The sequence below is a fragment of the Yeosuana sp. genome (genome assembly GCF_057126245.1).
In genome coordinates, this window is the sequence record NZ_DBNGMQ010000084.1 from 35,895 (window position 1) to 58,910 (window position 23,016).

Consider the following 23,016-nt stretch of genomic DNA (forward strand, 5'->3'; position numbering starts at 1 on the left):
TAAATCTATTTATATTTTAGTTGAATTAACATAAAAATCGCGATCAATTTTAAAATCTGTTTTACTAGATTCTAAGGACATCGTTTTCCATTCAGCGGTTGGGAATAACCATTGTTCTTTATTGTTAATTGTAACTTGAATTGGCATATCAAAGTTGTCTACAATTTGAGTCCAACGGTATTTAAGTTCTTTGTTTTCTATGGTATATTCTAAAGTTGGAACCTCTGTTGTACTTAAATATTGATTAAAAAACGCTGTTAAATCAATGCCTGATTGCTCGCTAATATAATTTTCAACTTGTTTTGTTGAGACCGTTTGATGGTAAAAGGTTGTGTTTAAACCACGCAAAATATGTCGCCATTTTTCATCATCTTCAATAAGTTGTCTTAAGGTATGAAGCATATTTCCACCTTTTGAATACATGTCGCCTGAGCCTTCTTTATTAACGTTATAGAAACCAATAATAGGTCTGTCGTTTCGTATGCTTCTTCTTGTGCCGATTACATATTCAGCGCCCGCTTCTTTTCCATAATAATATTCTACAAATAAACTTTCAGAGTAATTGGTAAAACTCTCATGTATCCACATATCTGCAATATCTTTATAGGTAATATTATTGGCAAACCATTCATGACCAGATTCATGAATAATAATAAAGTCGAATTTCAATCCCCAACCAGTTCCAGATACATCATTACCCAAATAGCCTTTTTTATATTGATTTCCGTAGGTAACAGAACTTTGGTGTTCCATCCCTAAATAGGGGACTTCTACCAATTTATATCCATCTTTATAAAATGGATATTGTCCAAACCAATATTCAAACGCTTTCATCATTTTAGGAGCATCCTTAAAGTGTTCTTGTGCTTTTTCAAGGTTATCTCTTAATACATAATAATGCATATCAAGGTTTCCTGCCATACCATCATATACTTCCGAAAATTTCACATAATCACCAATATTAACATTCACCCCATAATTATTTATAGGGCTATTAACAAACCAACTGTAAGTTTTCGTGTCTCCAAATTGTTCTATAGATCGTAATCTTCCGTTTGATACATCAATTAAATCTTTAGGTACATTAACGCTAATGAGCATACTGTCTACTTCATCATACATATGGTCTTTACAAGGCCACCAAACACTGGCGCCTAATCCTTGACACGAAGTAGCAATAAAATCATTTCCATTATTGTCTTTTTTCCAAGAAAAACCACCGTCCCAAGGGGCGTTAACGGCTTCTTTTGGGTTACCTTCATAAAATATTTCAATGCTCTTGAGGTTCCCTACATTTTGAATACTGTTTAGTTTTATAAAATGAGCGTTTCCCTCTTTTAATACCTGTAATTGTTCTCCATCTTGAATCGCTTTAGTAATTTTTAAAGGCGGTTGAAGATCTATTTGTAAGTCTTTTTGTAAATCGATAACTTTATATTGAATAACATTACTTCCAGAGATGAATTTTTTATATGGTTCAACTTTAATATTTAAATGATAATAGGTTAAATCCCACCAGGCACGTTCAGGTGTAATAGTTCCTCGTAATGTATCTTGTCTGGTAAAATTATGTTTCTCTTTTAATAAATCTTGAGCCTGTATCAATATATTCCCAAATAATATAAAGAAAAGTAGGGTTAAAATCTGTTTTTGCATTATAAAAAAATTTAGTTTCTAATAACATCGTTCGGAAAAACTACAAGACTTTCATAACCATTTTTTCCAACGGCAGCAATTCCAAAGAAATAATTATCAATAACAATACCTCGAAGTGTGAATTCTGAAATATCGCCAACATAACGGCTATTATCCCAAGTTGGTGAGGTAGTATCTCTCCAGTAAATTTTATATCCTATAGCACCATCGACTTTATCCCATTTAAATTTTGCTGAAGCTTCTACGATACCGCCAATAGCAACATTTTTTGGTGCGGGAGGTGCCCAAGCTAAGCTTGCTAAGTTAATCGCATTCACGGCGGTTAGTTTTTTTGCGTAGCCAAAATTTACATGTTCTATAACATCGCCGTATTTAATACCGTTTTCTTCTCTAATATTTTGATGTTGTTGTGTGTAGTTTTCGTGAGCTTCCATGATGCGAATGCCAGCAAATCCTAAATCATTAAAAGGACGATGATGGCCGCCACGACCAAAACGATCTAGTCTATACACCATTATAGGGTTCATTTCGGGCATGTACGTTTTAACGTTTTTATGAACATAACGAGCTAACTGACGGGAAATACCATCTACTTCGCCACCATAAAACCGACGCATTTGGCGCTCACGTTCTGTTTCAGTTGGAGGCACGGGCTCGGAAAAAATTCTAAAAGCTCTATTATCAATAACGCCATCAATACCTTTTATGTTTCCAATCATATCGTTGTTAAGAATACCGATAATGTCCCAGTTCTGTTCCTTAGCGTATTTAGCTAAATCATCACCCCCGAAAAGACCTTGTTCTTCTCCCGAGAGTCCAACATAAATGATACTATTTTCAAAACTATATTTCGATAATACTCTGGCGGCTTCAATAGTTCCGGCTATACCAGATGCATTGTCGTTAGCGCCTGGTGCAGGTGTTATGAAATCCATGGTGTCGCTAGCTCGAGAATCGATATCACCGCTCATAATAATAAAACGATTAGGATATTTTGTGCCTTTTTGAATGGCAACGACGTTAACTACCCATGCATCATGCGGAACACGACGATTACCCTCTTTAGTGACAAAATCTTTCTGATAAAAAACATTTAAGCAATTATTGCAGTCTTTTGAGATGTCCTCAAATTCAGATTTAATCCAGCGTCTTGCAGCTCCGATGCCTATTGAATTTGAAATGGTATCGCTAAAGGTATTTCTCGTTCCAAAATTGACCAGTGTTTGAATATCTTTTTCAATTCTTTCTGCCGAAACATTATCTATAATATCGTAGAGTTGCGTGCCCGATTGGGCTAAAACGAGTTGGGTCGAAATGAAGAGAGATAGTAGGACAATTTTTTTCATATTTTTTTACTAAAATAATAAAAAAACGTCTCTAAAATAAATTAGAGACGCCTTTAGATTTCAATTAGTCATTTGTAATTAAAAACAGTATTTGTTTTCTACTTTTACTTTTTCGGCAATATCTCTCCGTAAATCAACAATATCAGGATAATTTACATATTTTGTAAATCGTTTTAATCCCATTAACAGCATACGTTGTTCGTCGCCTTCTGCGAATGAAATAATACTTTCTTTACCATTTTTTTCAACAATTGATACGGCGTTGTATAAATATAATTTAGCCATCGCTATTTGAACTTTTTGAACCTCTTCACCAAAACGTTTTGCATTTTTCTCCGTTCTTAAAATTGCAGATTCTGCCATATATATTTCAATCAAAATGTCAGAAGCCGCAATTAATAATTGTTGATGGCTATCTAAATCTGGTCCAAATTTTTGAACTGCCGCCCCCGCAACCATTAAAAATATCTTTTTAAGTTTTGCTATCATGTCTTTTTCCTCTGAAAACAACTCAGAATAGTCAGGTGTTTCGAAGGATGGAATTCCCATTAGTTCGTTAGCTACCGCAGTGGCCGGGCCTAATAAATCGACATGACCTTTCATAGCTTTTTTAACTAACATGCCAACTGAGAGCATTCTGTTTATTTCATTGGTGCCTTCATAAATTCTGGCGATTCTAGCATCTCTCCAGGCAGCTTCCATTGGGGTGTCTTCTGAGAATCCCATACCACCAAAAATTTGAATACCTTCATCAGCACAGTTTTGAACATCTTCAGAAACGGCCACTTTTAAAATAGAACATTCTATAGCATATTCTTCAACGCCTTTTAGTTCGGCTTCCTGATGGGTGTTCCCCGCAGCAACACGAAGGGCTATACGGTCTTCAATGTCTTTTGCTGCTCTGTAACATGCAGATTCCCCGGCATAGGCGCTGGCAGACATTTCAGCCAGTTTGGCTTTTATAGCACCAAAATCAGCAATAGCTGTATTAAATTGTTTTCTTTCATTAGCATATTGCACAGCTATAGTAGTAATGCGTCTTTGTGAATCAAGGCAAGCAGCCGCTAATTTAATACGTCCAACGTTTAATGCATTCATAGCAATTTTGAACCCATTACCTCTTTCTGATAACATGTTTTCAACTGGAACAACGGTGTCAGTAAAGAATACTTGACGTGTTGATGAGGAACGAATACCTAATTTATGTTCTTCTTCTCCTAAAGTAATCCCGTTTGGCTTGTTTTTATCATATTCTACAATAAAACCAGTAATGTTTTTGTCATTTTCAATGCGGGCAAATACGATCATTAATTTGCAAAAACCTGCGTTAGAGATCCACATTTTTTGACCGTTTATTTTATAGCTTTTCCCATCTTCAGATAAGGTAGCAGTTGTTTTGCCTGAATTGGCATCACTTCCTGCTCCGGGTTCTGTTAAACAATAGGCCCCAAACCATTCACCAGTAGCCAGTTTTGGAATATATTTTTGTTTTTGTTCTTCAGTCCCGTATAATATTATCGGCAATGTGCCAATGCCAGTATGAGCACCAAAGGCCGTACTAAAAGAACCTGTTCCGCTAGAGATGTAGTCGCAGGTTAATAATGTTGAAACAAAACCCATACCCAAACCTCCATAAGATTCAGGAACTGCCACACTTAAAAACCCAAGATCACCCGCTTTTTTCATACATGCTTCAGTAAATGCATAATCTTTGGCTTCAAATCGCGTTTTATAAGGTATAATCTCACGGTCGTTAAATTCCATAACCGCATCTTTCATCATCTTTTGTTCTTCTGAAAAATCTTCAGGTGTAAAAATGTCTTCACAGTTGGTTTCTTTAATAAGGAATTGGCCACCTCTTAATAATTCTTTTTCTTTAGTTTCCATAGTTTCTTAATTTTAATTTAAAAACTCAAATATGGCACATGCACCTTGTCCGGTTCCTACACACATAGTAACAGCACCATATTTGTTTTTCATATTTTGTTTACGCATTTCATCAAATAACTGCACCGATAATTTTGCTCCTGTGCAACCAAGTGGATGCCCTAAAGCAATGGCGCCTCCGTTTACATTTACGATATCTGAATTCAATCCTAATTCTCTTATCACAGCGAGTGATTGAGAGGCGAAGGCTTCATTTAATTCTATGAGTGATAAATCAGATTGTTTTAAACCGGCTAGTTTTAATGCTTTCGGAATCGCTTTTACTGGGCCAATACCCATGATTCTTGGTTCTACACCAGCTGCAGCATAATTTACTAACCTTGCAATTGGCTCCAGATTTAATTCTTTAACCATATCTTCGCTCATGACCATTACAAATGCAGCACCATCACTCATTTGCGAAGAATTTCCAGCGGTTACACTTCCGTTAGCTGCAAATACTGGACGTAATTTGGATAAGGCTTCAATATTGGTTCCAGCACGAGGGCCTTCGTCTTTAGTAACGGTATATTTTTTGATTGCTTTTTTTCCATTTTCATCAATGTATGTTTGTTCTACATTAATAGGTACAATTTGATCTTGAAAACGATTTTCAGCTTGAGCTTTTAATGCTTTCATATGCGAATTAAAAGCAAATTCATCTTGATCTTCTCGAGATACTTTAAATTGGTTGGCAACTGCTTCAGCGGTATTTCCCATGCCCCAGTAATAGTCTTCATGACCAGATTTTACTGTGTTGTAATTTAATTCTGGTTTAAAGCCTGTCATAGGAACAGAACTCATACTTTCTGCACCACCAGCAATAATGCAATCAGCCATACCCGATTGAATTTTAGCTGTTGCAATAGCAATGGTTTCAACGCCTGAAGAACAAAAACGGTTAACCGTAACACCAGGAACATCCACACTATTTAATCCTATTAAAGAAATAAATCGGGCCATATTAAGTCCTTGAGCGCCTTCAGGCATTGCGTTACCAACGATGACGTCATCTATACGAGTGACATCTAAATTTGGTAATTCTTTCATCATGTATTGGATGGTTTCGGCACCTAATTCGTCAGCCCTTTTAAAACGGAAGACTCCTTTTGGAGCTTTTCCAACGGCTGTTCTGTATGCTTTTACAATATATGCTTGTTTCATTGTCTTAATTTCTTAAAGGTTTTCCTGTTTTCAACATGTGTTGAATACGTTCTAAGGTTTTGCGTTCTGTACATAAACTCAAAAAGGCCTCGCGTTCTAGATCTAATAAATACTGCTCACTAACTAGAGTTGGTTCAGATAGATCTCCACCTGCCATAACGTAGGCTAATTTATTAGCAATTTTATGGTCATGTTCACTGATGTATTTGCTGGCTTCCATGGAATCAGTACCTACTAAAAACATTCCTAGAGCCTGTTTGCCAAGAACTTTGATGTCTGTTCTTTTTACAGGTTGCGTATAGCCTTGTTCAGCCAATAATTTGGCATATGCTTTTGCTGTTGCAATCTGTCTATCTTTGTTTACAACGACAATATCTTTCCCTTTCTGCAGAATTCCATAATCAAAGGCTTCATAAGCAGACGTCGCTACTTTAGCCATCCCAATGGTTAAGAAATATTCTTGAAGTACATTCAATTCAACATCGTTTTTCTTAAAAGTGTCAGACGCTCTTAAAGCCATTTCTTTAGAACCACCACCACCTGGAATCACACCGACTCCAAATTCAACTAATCCAATATAAGTTTCAGCAGCCGCAACTACTTTATCGGCATGCATTGATAATTCGCAACCGCCACCTAGCGCCATTCCATGAGGAGCTGAAATAGTCGGGATAGATGAATAACGCATACGCATCATGGTATCTTGAAAGTATTTGATAGCCATATTAAGTTCATCATATTCTTGTTCAACAGCCATCATAAATATCATACCTATATTGGCTCCAACAGAAAAGTTTGCCGATTGATTACCAATAACTAATCCTGCAAAGTCTTTTTCAACCAAATCAATGGCTTTGTTTAATCCTGCAAGAACATCGCCGCCAATGGTGTTCATTTTCGATTGGAATTCGCAGTTTAAAATACCATCACCTAAATCTTCTATAACAACACCCGAATTTTTAAAGACTTCGTTAGATTGTCTAATATTATCTAAAATGATAAAAGCGTCTTGTCCTGGAACTTTTTCCATTGACTTCTTAGGGATGTCATAATAAAATGTAGCACCATCTTTAACAGTGTAAAAAGAGGTTTTTCCAGATGCAATCATATCGGTAACCCAAGCTGCTGGTTTTTTGCCTTCAGCTTTCATGAGTTCAATCCCTTTTTCAATACCAATAGCATCCCATATTTGAAACGGACCATGTTCCCAACCAAATCCAGCTTTCATGGCATCATCTATTTTGTATAGTTCATCTGAAATTTCTGGAATTCTGTTAGATACATACTCGAACATAGCAGCAAAATTCTTTCTGTAAAAATCACCCGCTTTATCTTTTCCTGATGTTAAAATTTTGAAACGGTCTATAACTTTATCAACTGTTTTAGTAAGCTCTAGCGTGGCAAACTTTGTCGATTTTTTATCGCGATATTCTAAGGTGTTTAAATCGAGAGCTTTAATGTCCTTACCTTCTTTTTTATAAAAACCTTGGCCCGTTTTACTTCCTAACCATTTATTTTCCATCATGGTATTGATGAAGTCAGGTAACTTGAACAGTTCGTGTGCTTCATCATCAGGACAATTGTCATAAATACCATTAGCAACATGAACTAAGGTGTCAAGACCCACAACATCAACCGTTCTAAAGGTTGCTGATTTTGGGCGACCAATGACTGGTCCTGTTAATTTATCAACTTCTTCAACGGTTAAACCTAATTCTTTTACTTGGTGAAATAGGCTTTGAATTCCGAAGATGCCAATTCTATTACCAATAAAGGCTGGTGTGTCTTTGGCAATAACCGATGTTTTTCCAAGGAATTGCTCACCATATCCATTTAAGAATTCTAGGACAGACGCATCTGTTTTTGGGCCAGGAATAATTTCAAATAGTCTTAAATAGCGGGCTGGATTAAAAAAGTGGGTTCCGCAAAAATGTTTTTGAAAATCTTCACTGCGTCCTTCACTCATAAAATAAATGGGGATTCCAGAAGTATTTGAAGTTATTAATGTTCCTGGAGTTCTGTGTTTTTCCAGTTTTTCAAACACTTGTTTTTTAATATCAAGTCGCTCTACAACCACTTCCATAATCCAATCTACATCCTTGACCTTAGCAATATCATCATCTAAATTTCCAGTGGTAATTCTACTTTTAAAACTTTGATGATAAATAGGAGAGGGTTTAGATTTTAAAGATGCCGTTAACGAATCATTAACGATTCTATTTCTTACGGCTTTGTCTTTTAGCGTTAATTTTTTGGCTTTTTCAGTGTCATTTAATTCTCTGGGAACTATGTCTAATAGTAAGACTTCAACACCAATATTGGCAAAATGACATGCAATACCACTTCCCATAATTCCAGAACCAATGACTGCAATTTTTTTAATTCTACGTTTACTCATTTTTGATAACCTAATTATTTAGCTTGCTTGTAAATTTTCTTATTTAATACCATTTCATTTATTAGTTCTGCAACTTCATAGAAATGATTTAATTTTTCTTCAGAAATATTATTTCTAATAGCGTTATTAAAACCAAGAACTTTTTCTTTTGAATAGGCTCTTTTTTCTCTTCCAAAATCTGTTAGATAGATAAGTACACTTCTCCCATCGTCCGGATTTGGACGCCTTTCAATTAAGCCTCTTTTTTCCATAGTTTTCAATATTCTTGACAAACTAGTTGCTTCAATGCCCATTTTTGGGCCTAAAGCGGTTGAAGGTGTTCCTTTTTCTTGATCGATACTTAACAACGTTAGCCCAGTGGCCATAGTGCTCTCAAATTTTAGAGCTTCTTCGTTATACATTTTAGAAACTGTTAACCATGTGGTTCTCAGTACATAGTCAATTGTTTTGTCTTTCATGGTTGGAGATTTCAAAATCAAATATACATAAAATTTATTATGCATGCATAATAAAATTGTATTTTTAAAAAATTATTAAACAAAAAAATGCCTCCAAAAAGAAGGCGTAAGAATTAACTAAGAGTGATTTATAAAAATTTATCCTAATTTTCCGTTGACTGGAGCAATAACCGCACCTATAATTGTCGTCATTATGATGGATATAGCAATGTCTAATCCTACTGTTTGAAAACCTACTTCAGTTGTCATTGCCAGATTGAAGAAATTAAAAATCAAGCCCATGAATAGACCTATTGTAGCGCCAGCTTTTGCCCCTGTGACTATCGTACTAATATGAGCCCATTTAGTAAAAATGTAAGCTACAAACAATCCAAAAGTAATACATCCAAGAAAAATCATAATCATGGCATTAGGACTGTCATCAGGCTGTGGAAAAAAATCTTTAAAGAGAATGCCGTAGAATAGCCACCCTAAAAAGAAATCGACAATACCACCTGTAATACCAGAAACTAAAAAATTTTTTGTTTTCATGTGAATAATTTTAATTGGTTAGTGATAGTAAATATATTAAAAAGCTAAAATTAATATAATTTATTAACTATATAATTATTAAAAAATAAAAAAAAAGTTAATAAATTAAGAATAATTAAAATCAATACAACAATGAAAGGGGCATTTAAGAACGATATATTTTTTCTATTAAGTCTTTATATTTTTCCTTAATAATTTTTCGTTTCATTTTCATCGTAGGTGTGAGGTGGCCAGCATCAATAGACCAAATATCAGATGTGAGTTCAAACTTTTTAACCTGTTCCCAATTTCCAAACTTCTTATTTGCTTTGTTAATTTCTTTTTGAATTCGATCTTTAAGAATTTGAGAAGATGCTATAGAGTGCTTATCAGGTTTAATATTTTTTCCTTTTCTTTCTATCCAATGTTTTATAAAATCAAAATCAGGTTGTATTAGAGCAGCTGGCATTTTTTCACCTTCGCCGATTACCATGACTTGCTCAATAAAATGGGATTGCTTTAATACATTTTCAATAAGCGCCGGCGCTACATATTTACCACCAGAGGTCTTAAACATCTCTTTTTTTCTATCCGTAATTTTTAAAAAGCCGTCAGCGCTTATTTCACCTATATCTCCAGTGTGAAAATAAGCACCAGTCATAACCTCTGCAGTTTTTTTAGGATCTTTATAGTAACCAAGCATAACATTGGGACCTTTTACTAATATTTCTCCGTCTTCAGCTATTTTTACCTCTACATTATCAATTATTTTTCCAACAGTTCCAATTCTAAAGCCACTATTTCGCATATCGTTAACCGCTATTACTGGCGATGTTTCGGTTAAACCATAACCTTCCATAATTGGCATACCGGCGGCCGCAAAAGTACGTGTTAACCTAGGTTGAAGAGCTGCACTACCAGAAACCATTAAATCTAAATTACCTCCAAGACCTTCTTTCCATTTACTAAAAATTAATTTTCTAGCTAATTTTAATTGTAACTCATACCATAAACCGTTTTTGCCATAAGGTTCATATTTTAAACCTAAATCTATAGCCCAGAAAAAAAGTGCTTTTTTTATACCTATTAATTCTGCACCTTTATTAACTATTTTATCATATACTTTTTCATATAATCTAGGAACAGCAGTCATTACATTAGGTTTCACTTCTTTTAAATTGTCACTCATTTTTTCAATAGATTCAGCAAAATGAATTTCAACACCACAATATTGATATAGATATAAAATCATACGTTCAAAAACATGGCAAATGGGCAAGAAACTCAGCGCTTTAGATTTTCCATATTCAAACGGCACACGTTTTTCACTATCTAATACATTCGATATTAAATTATTGTGCGATAGCATGACACCTTTTGGTTTTCCGGTGGTTCCAGAGGTATAAATTATGGTTGCTAAATCATGAGGTTTTACAGCTTCTTTTCTTGTATCTACCTCATTCTGGTTACTATCATCCTTACCTAATTCTAAAACCTCTTTCCAATTACGTTCTCCAGAAATGTCATCAAAAGTGTAAATGCCTTTAAGTTTTGTTTTCGATTTTATGGCATTTATTTTTTCCAAAACTTCAACATCAGATACGAAGCAGTAAATAGATTCAGAGTGATTCAAAATATATTCATAATCATCTTTAGAAATGGTAGGATAAATAGGGGCATTTTGTGCACCGATTTGTAAAACGCCAATATCTAAGATACTCCATTCTGTTCTATTAGTACTAGAGATAACAGCAATTTTATCATTTGGTTGAACCCCTAATCTAATTAAACCTCTGCTTATTGCATTAGCGTTATTGATATACTCTTGAGATGAAGTTGATATCCATTCACCATTATATTTGGTGATTAAAGATTTGTCTAAATTGTATTTGTCAAATTGATATTGAGGGATATCAAAGATTCTTGTAATCTCAGCCATGATGTTTAAAGTAGTTTAGTGTCTCGCAAAATAGCAAATAAAAAAGAATTTCCAAGAACAAGTTATAAAAAAGCTGGATATATAAATATTAAGATATTGTTATAATTGACGCGAATTAAACATGATATCAATAAATAAAAAGTTCCGTTTTATGATTTATGTCATTTAATAGATGTTTTATACTATCTAATTTTGTCGGCATCAAAGTTTTAAAAATTAAAAGATAATTATATGGAAACCTTAGAGTCGGTGAAAACAAGAGTTTATAAGTTCGGTAATAAATCTGCCGATGGAAATAGTAAGATGAAAAACCTTTTAGGAGGTAAAGGAGCTAATTTAGCTGAAATGAGTTTAATTGGAATACCAGTGCCTCCTGGCTTTACAATTACTACTGAAGTATGCACAGAATATAACCAACTTGGGCAAGAAACTGTTGTTTCAATGATTAAACAAGAGGTTGAAGATTCCATTTTAAATATTGAAAATATTATGGGTTCTCAATTTGGAAACAAAGAAAACCCACTATTAGTATCTGTTCGTTCTGGAGCACGTGTATCTATGCCAGGAATGATGGATACCGTATTAAATTTGGGTTTAAATGATGAAGTCGTTATTGGCTTAGCAGAAAAATCAGGAAACGAACGTTTTGCATGGGATTCATACAGGCGTTTTATACAAATGTATGGTGATGTTGTTTTAGGTATGAAACCAGAATCAAAAGAAGATATTGATCCTTTTGAAGAAATCATGGAAGCCTTAAAACACAAGCGTGAAATTGAATTAGATACAGACTTTACAATCCAAGATTTAAAAGATTTAGTTTATGATTTTAAAGAAGCAGTAAAAAAACGTACTGGACATGATTTTCCAACAAATCCATGGGATCAATTATGGGGAGCTGTTGTAGCAGTTTTTAATAGCTGGAATGGTGATAGAGCCATTTACTACAGAAACATGAATGGTTACCCAGAAGAGTGGGGGACAGCGGTAAATGTTCAAGCTATGGTTTATGGTAATATGGGTGAGAATTCTGGAACGGGAGTTTGTTTTACTCGTGATGCTGGTACTGGTGAAGATGTATTTAATGGAGAATATTTAATTAATGCTCAAGGAGAAGATGTTGTTGCAGGTGTTAGAACGCCTCAACAAATAACTAAATTAGGTTCTGAAAGATGGGCTCAATTAGCAAAAGTAGAAGAAGAAGATAGAGCTGAAAACTATCCGTCTCTAGAAGAATTAATGCCTTCTATTTATAAAGAATTAAATGAATATCAAGAAAGATTAGAATTGCATTATCGTGATATGCAAGATATGGAGTTTACTATGCAAGATGGTAAACTTTGGATTTTACAAACCAGAAATGGTAAACGGACTGGCTCCGCCATGGTTAAAATAGCTATGGATATGCTGAAAGACGGTTTACTTGACGAAAAAGAAGCGTTATTACGAGTTGAGCCTAATAAATTGGATGAATTGTTACACCCAGTTTTTGATCCAAAAGCACTTAAGCGTGCTCATGTGATTGCTCAAGGATTACCGGCATCTCCTGGCGCTGCAACTGGTCAAATAGTATTTTTTGCTGATGAAGCCAATAAGTATAAGTACACCATCTTAACTCGTATTGAAACATCTCCAGAAGATTTAGAAGGTATGAACATTGCTCGTGGTATTTTAACGGCTCGTGGTGGTATGACCTCTCATGCTGCTGTTGTTGCTAGAGGAATGGGAAAATGTTGTGTTTCGGGTGCAGGAGCATTAAAAATTAATTATAAAACAAGAACTCTTACAGTTGATGGGAAAGAATACCATGAAGGTGATTGGATTTCTTTAAACGGTTCTACTGGTAATATTATTGAAGGAAAAGTAGCAACAATTGAACCTGAATTAAGTGGTGAATTTGGTGAGCTTATGACTTTATCAGATAAATATGCAACCATGCAGGTTAGAACCAATGCTGATACACCAAAGGATGCAAGAGTAGCGCGTTCTTTTGGAGCTCAAGGAATTGGATTAACAAGAACTGAGCATATGTTTTTTGAAGTTGACCGTATTAAAGCCATGCGTGAAATGATTTTAGCGGATACTGTTAAAGGTAGAAAACATGCTTTAGAGTCTTTATTGCCAATGCAACGTGAAGATTTTGAAGGTATTTTTGAAGCAATGCAAGGGTTACCAGTAACTGTAAGATTATTAGATCCACCATTACATGAATTTGTACCTCACCAATTAATTCAACAAAAAGAATTAGCTGAAGACATGCATATTTCATTAGATGCTGTGAAAAGTAAAATTTCTGAATTGGAAGAATTTAACCCTATGCTCGGTCATAGAGGTTGTAGATTAGGAAATACATATCCTGAAATTACTGAAATGCAAGCAAGAGCTATTATTGAAGCTGCCTTAAATTTAAAAGCAAAAGGGATTGTTGCAAAGCCAGAAATTATGGTCCCATTAATAGGAACCGTTGCAGAATTTGAAATGCAAGAACAAATTATTAGAAGTACTGCACAAAAAGTGTTTGAAGAATATAACGATACTATTGAATTTTTAGTTGGTACTATGATTGAGATTCCTAGAGCAGCGCTAACAGCAGATTTAATTGCAAATAAAGCAGAGTTCTTCTCTTTTGGAACTAATGATTTAACTCAAATGACCTATGGTTATTCAAGAGATGATGCTGGTAAGTTTTTACCAGTATATATAGAAAAAGGTATCTTAAAGGTAGATCCCTTTGAAGTACTTGATCAAGAAGGCGTTGGTCAATTGGTTAAAATGGGTACAGAAAAAGGTAGAAGCACAAAACCAAATTTAAAAGTTGGTATATGTGGTGAACATGGTGGAGAACCAAGTTCTGTTGAATTCTGCTATAATACTGGAATGAACTATGTAAGTTGTTCTCCTTTTAGAGTTCCTATTGCTCGTATTGCCTCTGCGCAAGCGGTCATCAAAAAATCTATGTAATTATTTATTTTTAAGTTTAAAAAGCCTAAGTAAAACATCTGTTTTACTTAGGCTTTTTTTTATGCTTATAAGTATACAAAATCATCCTTTTAAGTACATAAGCTAATATTTATAAAATCTTCTTGTTCTACCGAGGAAGGGATTTTTATTTTATATCATATGTTAATGTGTTAAATCTATTTTGAGAATTGAATCTTTTAAATATATAATAGAAATGTTATTTAATTTCTCGTTTTTATCACTTTTTAACTATAAGTAACTTAAAAAACCTATACTATATTATCTTAAAAAGATGCTCAATTCTCCTCTATTTATTAAATCTAAAAAAAATAAATATTTTTATTTTTGAGACCCCTATATTTCAAACGTTTTCGTTAGTAACTATAGTAAACAAAGGGGTTTTCATGATAATTGTCAGTTTTAAAAGGGATTTATATAATTAATTTTGAGCATTGAGAATAAGATAGATTTCACAAAAATATTAATATAACATACAATGGAAGTAAAACAATTTAAAAGCGGAGTTTGGACAGAAAAAGTCAACGTAAGGGATTTTGTCATTAATAATGTTACGCCTTATCATGGAACTCATGATTTTTTAGTTGGACCAAGTACAAGAACTCAAAAACTATGGAAAATTTGTAAACAAGCAACGAAAGAAGAAAGACAAAATAATGGCGTTCGTTCTGTAGATACCGAAATTATTTCTACCATTAGTGCTTTTGATGCAGGCTATATTGATAGAGAAAATGAAGTGATTGTTGGTCTGCAAACAGATGTATTATTAAAAAGAACAATGAAACCTTTTGGAGGTTTCAAAGTGGTTCAAAAAGCATTATCTGAACAAGGTGTAGAGCCTAATGAGAATTTAACAAATTTATTTTCTAAATATGTTAAAACTCATAACGATGGCGTTTTCGATACCTATACTTCAGAAATTAAAAAGTTTCGTTCTCTAGGATTTTTAACAGGATTGCCAGATAACTATGCTAGAGGTAGAATTATTGGCGATTATCGTCGTATCGCTTTATACGGAATCAATTTCTTAATAAAATCTAAAAAAGCAGATCAAGTCAACATTACGGGTCCAATGAATGATGCAGTAATTCGTTTGCGTGAAGAAGTTGCTGAGCAAATCAAGGCTTTAAAAGAAATGATTGTCTTAGGTGAAACCTACGGATTAGATTTATGCCGTCCAGCCGAAAATGCACAAGAAGCTGTTCAATGGACTTATATGGCGTATTTAGCCGCCGTAAAATCACAAGATGGTGCTGCTATGTCTTTAGGTAATGTGTCTACATTCTTAGATATTTATATTGAAAATGATTTACAGGAAGGGTTAATTACAGAAGAAGAAGCTCAGGAATATATAGACCAATTTGTAATGAAATTACGTATGGTTCGCCATTTACGTATGAGTGCTTATGATGATATATTTGCAGGAGATCCAACGTGGGTAACAGAAGCAATTGGAGGTATGTTTTCTGATGGAAGAAGTAAAGTAACTAAAACATCATACCGTTTCTTAAACACCTTATATAACTTAGGAGCTTCGCCAGAACCAAATATTACGATTCTTTGGTCTGAAGCGTTGCCTCAAAACTTTAAAGATTATTGTTCTAAAGTGGCTATTGATACATCATCAATTCAATTTGAAAATGATAATTTAATGCGTGAGAATCGTGGGTCTGATGACTATGGAATCGCTTGTTGCGTATCATATCAGGAATTAGGAAAATCTATTCAGTTCTTCGGGGCTCGTACAAATCTTGCTAAGACATTATTATTAGCTTTAAATGCAGGTCGTTGTGAATTTACTGGAACGGAAGTTGTTTCAGGGATTCCAGAATATACCGATGAGTATTTAGATTATGATAAGGTAATGGCTAATTTTAAAATAGCGATGAAAGAAGTTGCTCGTGTGTATAATGACTCAATGAATATTATTCACTATATGCATGATAAATATTATTACGAAAAAGCGCAGATGGCTTTAATTGATACGAATCCAAGTGTTAATCTTGCTTATGGTATTGCAGGTTTATCGATTGTAGCAGATTCATTATCAGCTATTAAATATGCCAAAGTAAAGCCAATACGAAATGAAGAAGGTTTAACAGTCGATTTTAAAATTGAAGGTGAGTTTCCTTGCTATGGTAATGATGACGATAGAGTGGATACTTTAGCCGCTCAAGCAGTAGCCGATTTTAATAATGAATTAAAACTACTAGCTGTTTATAAAAATGCAGAGCCAACGATGTCTGTTTTAACCATTACTTCAAACGTGTCTTATGGTAAGAAAACTGGAGCAACACCGGATGGTAGAGCTTATGGAGTACCATTTGCACCAGGCGCAAATCCAATGCACGGACGAGATAAAAACGGAGCTATTGCATCCTTAAATTCAGTGTCTAAAATTAATTATCAAGATTCTTTAGATGGTATTTCTAATACATTCTCAATTGTTCCAAAATCATTAGGAGCTTCAGAAGAAGATAGAATAGACAACTTAGCAACAACTTTAGATGGTTATTTCTCAAGAAATGCACAACATTTAAATGTGAATGTTCTTAACAAAGAAACATTGTTAGACGCTATGGAACACCCAGAAGAGTATCCTCAATTAACCATTCGTGTATCTGGTTATGCTGTTAACTTTGTAAGGTTAACAAAAGAGCAACAAATGGAAGTTATTACAAGATCGTTTCACGAGTCTATGTAATTAAATGTTATGAATATTGAAGGTGTTAAAAAAATATTTTTTTGATTTTTTAGCACCTTTAACTTTAAAAAAATATGGCTATCAAAACTGCAGAGAATATATTAAGAGTGCATTCAGTTGAATCTTTCGGAACACATGACGGACCAGGAATTCGGATGGTCGTGTTTTTACAAGGATGTAAATTAAAATGCTTGTATTGTCATAATCCTGATACCATAGAAACCTCGGGAGGAACCGAATATGAAATTGAAGAGCTTGTTCAAATGGCTCTTAAAATAAAGCCCTATTTTGGAAAAAAAGGAGGTGTAACCGTATCAGGTGGAGAGCCTTTATTGCAGTCTAAAGAATTAGTGCCGTTTTTTAAAAGATTGAAAGAGGAAGGTATTCACACCAATGTTGATACTAACGGACGAATATTAAATCATTTTACTGTTGAATTACTTGATGAATATACAGATTTGGTGATGTTAGATATCAAACACATGACAGAAGATGGTTATGAAGCTTTAACAGGAATGCGCAACAAAGAAACTACGTTTACTTTTGCAAAACACCGGGAAGCTTCGGGGAAAGCGATGTGGCTCCGTTACGTTTTAATCCCTGAAATCACTAATAATCCCGAATTATTACATGCTATGGGAGAATATTTTAAAGATTATAAGACCATTGAAAAGATTGAAATTCAGCCTTACCATAAGTTAGGGATTCACAAATGGGAAGCTTTAGGATGGGAATATCAATTAAAAGATGCTCGTGAAAATACCAAAGATGAAATTGAAGTAGCTTCAAAAATTTTAAATCAATATTTCAAAGAAGTAAAAGTAAATTAATTAGATGTTGTAAAAAGCAACATCAGAATTGTATATAATTATGAATGCAAAAAAAATAAAAAATCGATGGTTAATTGCTGGTTCGGCAGTTGGTATCCATATTTCTATTGGTTCAGTCTATGCGTATTCCGTGATGACCAACCCTGTTAAAGATGTTTTTGATGTTGATGGAAGTGTAATTAAATGGGCATTTAAGATTGCTATTTTATTATTAGGTTTATCAGCAGCTTTTCTAGGTCGTTGGGTTGAAAAAGTAGGTCCAAAAGTAAGTGGAACAACGGCAGGAATTTTATACGGAGTTGGTATTTTAGGTTCAGGACTAGCAGTTCAAATAGAATCATTAACTCTCTTTTACCTGTGTTATGGTGTTATTGGTGGTATTGGTTTAGGCCTTGGATATATTACACCTGTTAGTACCCTAGTAAAATGGTTTCCAGACAGACGTGGTTTGGCAACGGGTATGGCTATTATGGGATTTGGTTTTGCGGCCTTAATTTTTGGACCCGTTATGCAATCACTTTTTGATACGGTTGGTGTATCGAACGCATTTTATGTTTTAGGTATTATTTATATGATATTGATATTGTCTTCAGCGAGATATATTGAAAGGCCTCCCGAAGGATATTTGCCTGAAGGATTTAAACTGGGAGAAGGGAAACAGATTAAAGCAGATATTTCTAATATTGATGCGAATGCCTCTTTAAAAACACCTAGGTTTTATTATATCTGGGTAATGATGTTTATTAATATTGCTTGTGGTATTGCCATCATTTCTGCAGCAAGCCCTATGATGCAAGAAAAACTGAATTACTCACCAATGGAAGCTGCTGCTGTCGTTGGGCTCATTGGAGTTTTTAATGGCTTAGGACGAATCATGTGGTCAAGTTTATCTGATTATCTAGGAAGAGCAAATACCTATATTATTTTCTTCGCATTTCAAATTTTAGCTTTTTATTTCTTACCTAAAATTGGAATGGAATTAGCATTTTTAGTTGTCTTATTTACGGTTATAACCATGTATGGTGGTGGATTTGCCACTTTGCCAGCTTTTTTAGGTGATTTATTCGGAACTAAACAATTAGGAGCCATCCACGGAATGGTATTGGCAGCTTGGGGATTAGCAGGCGTTGTTGGTCCTACAATTTATGATGTTGTTAAAAACGCGACAGGATCTCTTAATGCCACCTTAGAAGTATTCGCAGGATTATTTATTATTGCTCTTATAATTTCATTATTAATGAAACGCTCGGTAACGATAGCATATAAAGTAATTAATAAAAGCGTTAAGTTTGCTTAACATTAGGTGATTGTTTTAATAAAAAAGCTCTTTCAAATCAATTTTTGAAAGAGCTTTTTTGTACGATATACCTATGTGTTTATTTTTTATTTTCAATCCATAATCTGGCATTTACAAAAGCTTCTAACCACGGAGATACTTCGTCTTTCCTTCCTTCTGGGTAGTTGGCCCAATTCCATTGAAAAGTTGAACGCTCAATATGTGGCATAGTTACCAAATGTCTCCCCGTTTTATCACACATCATGGCTGTGTTGAAATTAGAACCATTCGGATTATGCGGATATTTAGCATACCTATATTTTGCAACAATGTGATAGTGGTCTTCTAAATATGGTAAACTAAATTTTCCTTCACCATGCGAAATCCAAACCCCAAGCGTTGATCCTGCAAGGGTTGATAACATGACTGAATTATTTTTCTGAACGTTTACCGACGTAAAGGCACTTTCGTGTTTATACGAATCGTTATGAACCATCTTTCCATGAATCTCATGTTCTGGAGTAATTTCTTCTAATTCCATAAACAATTGGCAACCATTACAAATCCCAACAGAAAGTGTGTCTTCTCTATTGAAGAAATCTTGAATAGCCTTATTGGCCTTTTCGTTATATTTAATGGCGCCAGCCCAACCTTTAGCCGAGCCTAAAACATCGGAGTTGCTAAACCCACCAACAGCTCCTAAAAACTGAATATCCTCTAAGGTTTCACGACCTGAAATTAAATCGGTCATGTGAACATCTTTCACATCAAAACCTGCTAAATACATGGCGTTTGCCATTTCGCGTTCACTGTTACTTCCTTTTTCGCGTAAAATAGCTGCTTTCGGACGTTTTCTATCATTGCGAGGTGCGTTCGAAATGAGGTCTTCTAATTTCCCTGTAAAATGTTTAGGGAATGTATATTGGAGGGGTTGTTTTTTATAGTTATCGTATCGCTCTTTTGCCAACCCGTTTGCTGTTTGTTTTTGGTCTAATAAATATGAAGTTTTATACCAAACATCACGTAATCTTGAAACGGTCATAGTAAATACTTCAGTGCCATTAATGATGTTTAATGCATCACTTTCAGTTACCTTTCCAATATTGAAAAATTCAATATTTGCTTCGGAAAGTGTTTTTTCAATGGAATCATCTTTTGCCTGAATAACAACACCAGCGTTTTCAGCAAATAATATTTTAAACGAATCGTTTTCAGCTAAAGTGGAAAGATCTAATTCTGCACCAAGATTAGTATCTGCAAAACACATTTCAAGCAAGGTAGTAATTAAACCACCTGAAGCCACATCATGTCCGGCAACGATTTCTCCGTCCTTTATTAAACTTTGAATGGTATTAAAAACATTTTTAACATAAACAGCATTGCTTACAGAAGGCGCATCGTTTCCAATCTTATTTAAAATTTGAGCAAATGAACTGCCTCCTAATTTAAAATCATCCTGAGATATATTGATGTAATAAATAGAACCAGCATCTTTACTGAAAACCGGCTCAATAACATTGCTAATATCATTACAGTTTCCTGCTGCAGAAATAATAACGGTGCCAGGAGCAATTACTTCTTCATTAGGATATTTTTGTTTCATTGATAAAGAGTCCTTTCCTGTTGGCACATTAATTCCTAAATCAATTGCAAATTCTGAAATAGCTTCAACAGCTTCATATAAACGCGCATCTTCACCTTCATTTTTACAAGGCCACATCCAGTTGGCCGACAATGAAACCGATTTTAAACCATCTTTTAAAGGCGCCCAAATAATGTTGGTTAAGGCTTCAGTAATGGAGTTTCTACTACCAGCGACCGGATTGATTAATCCTGAAATAGGCGAGTGCCCAATAGAGGTTGCAATACCTTCTTTTCCTTTATAGTCAAGCGCCATTACACCCACATTATTTAAAGGTAATTGTAACGGACCAACACATTGTTGTTTGGCGACTTTTCCACCAACACAACGGTCAACTTTATTAGTTAACCAATCTTTACAAGCTACTGCTTCAAGCTGAAGTAATTGATCTAAATAATCATAGAAATTATCAGAGTTATAGGACACATCACTATAATTTCTTTTAATAGTTTTGTCCGTCATGATAGTTTTTGGTGAACTTCCAAACATATCTTTCATGGCTAAATCCATGGGTTTATGGCCGTTGGTTTTAGATTCGAAAGTAAAACGGTGATCACCAGTCACATCACCGACAGTGTACATGGGCGAACGTTCACGTTCTGCAATACGTTGTAAAGTGTCAATATGTTTTTCGGCAATTACTAATCCCATACGTTCTTGAGATTCGTTTCCTATAATTTCTTTATCTGATAAGGTTGGGTCACCAACAGGTAATTTATCTAAATCTATTTTTCCTCCAGTATCTTCAACTAATTCAGATAAACAATTTAAGTGTCCACCCGCACCATGATCGTGAATAGAAACAATAAAATTCTCTTTACTTTCAACCATACCACGAATTGCATTTGCCGCACGCTTTTGCATTTCGGGGTTAGAACGCTGTACAGCATTTAATTCGATACCAGAAGCAAATTCTCCGGTATCGGCTGATGATACAGCAGCACCACCCATACCAATACGGTAGTTTTCACCACCAAGAATTACAATCTTATCACCAGTTTGAGGCGTGTCTTTTAGTGCTTGATCTTTTTTCCCATAACCAATACCTCCGGCTTGCATAATCACCTTGTCAAAACCAAGTTTGCGTGCCTCTTCTTCGTGTTCAAAGGTTAAAACAGAGCCACAAATAAGGGGTTGCCCAAATTTATTTCCAAAATCTGATGCACCGTTAGAAGCTTTTATTAAAATATCCATGGGTGTTTGGTATAGCCATTTGCGTTCTTCAACGCCTTTTTCCCATGGCCTGTTTTCTTCTAATCTTGAATAAGAGGTCATGTAAACAGCAGTACCTGCTAAAGGAAGAGATCCTTTACCGCCAGCCAATCTATCTCTAATTTCACCGCCAGAACCTGTTGCAGCACCATTAAAAGGTTCAACAGTTGTTGGGAAATTATGAGTTTCTGCTTTAAGCGAAATAACCGATTCAAAATCTTGAATCCTATAGTAATCAGGAGCATCAGCACGCATAGGAGCAAATTGTTCCACTTTTGGACCTTTTATAAAAGCCACATTATCTTTATAGGCCGAAACAATATCGTTAGGATGCTGCTTCGATGTTTCTTTTATTAATTTGAATAAAGATGTTGGTTTTTCAATACCATCAATTACAAACGTGCCATTGAAAATTTTATGACGGCAGTGTTCTGAATTCACTTGAGAAAATCCGAATACTTCTGAATCGGTTAATGGTCGTTTAATTTTTTTCGCAACACCTTCTAAGTAAGTCACTTCTTCATCGCTCAACGACAACCCTTCCTGTTGATTGTATGCAGCAATATCATCAATATTAAGTATTGGTTTCGGTTGTATGTTTATAGTAAATGATTCTTGATTTAAAACACTAAATTTCTCAGAAATCATAGGATCAAAATCTTTAAAATCTTCTGAAACAGTATCAAATTCTTCAATACGAATGATATCTGAAATTCCCATATTCTGGGTAATTTCGACAGCATTCGTACTCCAAGGCGTTATCATAGCGGCACGTGGGCCAACAAAAAAAGCATCTAAAGATGCTTGTTTCAGTTTGGGTTGGTTGCCAAATAACCATACTAATTTAGAGATGGTGTCGGTTGATAATTCTTTTGTTGTTTGAACAGCAATTATTTTGCTATTTACGTTTCCAAAGAAATGAATCATTATAGATGTTTTATGGTGTGTTTAGAAAAGGCAAAAATACACTTTTTTG

At 34.6% G+C, this 23,016-nt stretch carries 13 protein-coding genes; 4 read left to right on the top strand and 9 right to left on the bottom strand.

The features are described from left to right. Positions 1 to 9: 9 nt before the first annotated feature. The 8 genes from AC15TD_RS11640 to AC15TD_RS11675 form a co-directional block, all read right to left on the bottom strand. The gene (locus AC15TD_RS11640; RefSeq protein WP_484452322.1) at positions 10 to 1,656 is read right to left on the bottom strand and encodes a M1 family metallopeptidase; all 1,647 of its coding nucleotides are present in this window, start codon (positions 1,654 to 1,656) and stop codon (positions 10 to 12) included. A gap of 11 nt (positions 1,657 to 1,667) precedes the next feature. Then, positions 1,668 to 3,002 (bottom strand): M28 family peptidase, encoded by a 1,335-nt coding sequence (locus AC15TD_RS11645; RefSeq protein WP_484452323.1) that lies wholly within the window; start codon positions 3,000 to 3,002, stop codon positions 1,668 to 1,670. Between the two features lie 78 nt (positions 3,003 to 3,080). After that, the gene (locus tag AC15TD_RS11650; protein WP_484452324.1) at positions 3,081 to 4,889 is read right to left on the bottom strand and encodes an acyl-CoA dehydrogenase family protein; all 1,809 of its coding nucleotides are present in this window, start codon (positions 4,887 to 4,889) and stop codon (positions 3,081 to 3,083) included. A 12-nt stretch (positions 4,890 to 4,901) separates the two neighbouring features. After that, entirely contained in the window at positions 4,902 to 6,092 is a 1,191-nt protein-coding gene (locus tag AC15TD_RS11655; RefSeq protein WP_484452325.1) for an acetyl-CoA C-acyltransferase, read from the bottom strand. 4 nt (positions 6,093 to 6,096) lie between these two features. Beyond that, complete coding sequence (locus tag AC15TD_RS11660) at positions 6,097 to 8,490, bottom strand: 3-hydroxyacyl-CoA dehydrogenase/enoyl-CoA hydratase family protein (protein ID WP_484452326.1); 2,394 nt, start codon at positions 8,488 to 8,490, stop codon at positions 6,097 to 6,099. Positions 8,491 to 8,504: 14 nt separating this feature from the next. After that, the gene (locus AC15TD_RS11665) at positions 8,505 to 8,948 is read right to left on the bottom strand and encodes a MarR family winged helix-turn-helix transcriptional regulator (RefSeq protein ID WP_484452327.1); all 444 of its coding nucleotides are present in this window, start codon (positions 8,946 to 8,948) and stop codon (positions 8,505 to 8,507) included. 138 nt (positions 8,949 to 9,086) lie between these two features. Beyond that, a complete protein-coding gene (locus tag AC15TD_RS11670; protein WP_484452328.1) occupies positions 9,087 to 9,479 on the bottom strand; it encodes a hypothetical protein in 393 nt (130 codons plus the stop codon). Between the two features lie 145 nt (positions 9,480 to 9,624). After that, positions 9,625 to 11,397 carry an AMP-dependent synthetase/ligase gene (locus tag AC15TD_RS11675; protein ID WP_484452329.1) on the bottom strand — a complete coding sequence of 591 codons (1,773 nt, stop codon included), beginning with the start codon at positions 11,395 to 11,397 and terminating at the stop codon, positions 9,625 to 9,627. A gap of 231 nt (positions 11,398 to 11,628) precedes the next feature. On the opposite strand from AC15TD_RS11675, the gene ppdK reads away from it, so the two are divergent. From ppdK to AC15TD_RS11695, 4 genes are all read left to right on the top strand, one after another. After that, positions 11,629 to 14,358, top strand: a complete 2,730-nt coding sequence (gene ppdK / locus AC15TD_RS11680) for a pyruvate, phosphate dikinase (RefSeq protein WP_484452330.1) — start codon at positions 11,629 to 11,631, stop codon at positions 14,356 to 14,358. 496 nt (positions 14,359 to 14,854) lie between these two features. Beyond that, positions 14,855 to 17,080: a formate C-acetyltransferase gene (gene pflB / locus AC15TD_RS11685; RefSeq protein ID WP_484452331.1), complete on the top strand. Its 2,226-nt coding sequence runs from the start codon at positions 14,855 to 14,857 to the stop codon at positions 17,078 to 17,080. 74 nt (positions 17,081 to 17,154) lie between these two features. After that, positions 17,155 to 17,910, top strand: a complete 756-nt coding sequence (gene pflA, locus AC15TD_RS11690; protein ID WP_484452332.1) for a pyruvate formate-lyase-activating protein — start codon at positions 17,155 to 17,157, stop codon at positions 17,908 to 17,910. A 40-nt stretch (positions 17,911 to 17,950) separates the two neighbouring features. Then, positions 17,951 to 19,207, top strand: a complete 1,257-nt coding sequence (locus AC15TD_RS11695) for an L-lactate MFS transporter (RefSeq protein ID WP_484452333.1) — start codon at positions 17,951 to 17,953, stop codon at positions 19,205 to 19,207. A 79-nt stretch (positions 19,208 to 19,286) separates the two neighbouring features. Here the strand turns inward: AC15TD_RS11695 and purL are convergent, their stop codons facing one another. Beyond that, entirely contained in the window at positions 19,287 to 22,967 is a 3,681-nt protein-coding gene (gene purL / locus AC15TD_RS11700) for a phosphoribosylformylglycinamidine synthase (RefSeq protein WP_484452334.1), read from the bottom strand. Positions 22,968 to 23,016 lie beyond the last annotated feature (49 nt).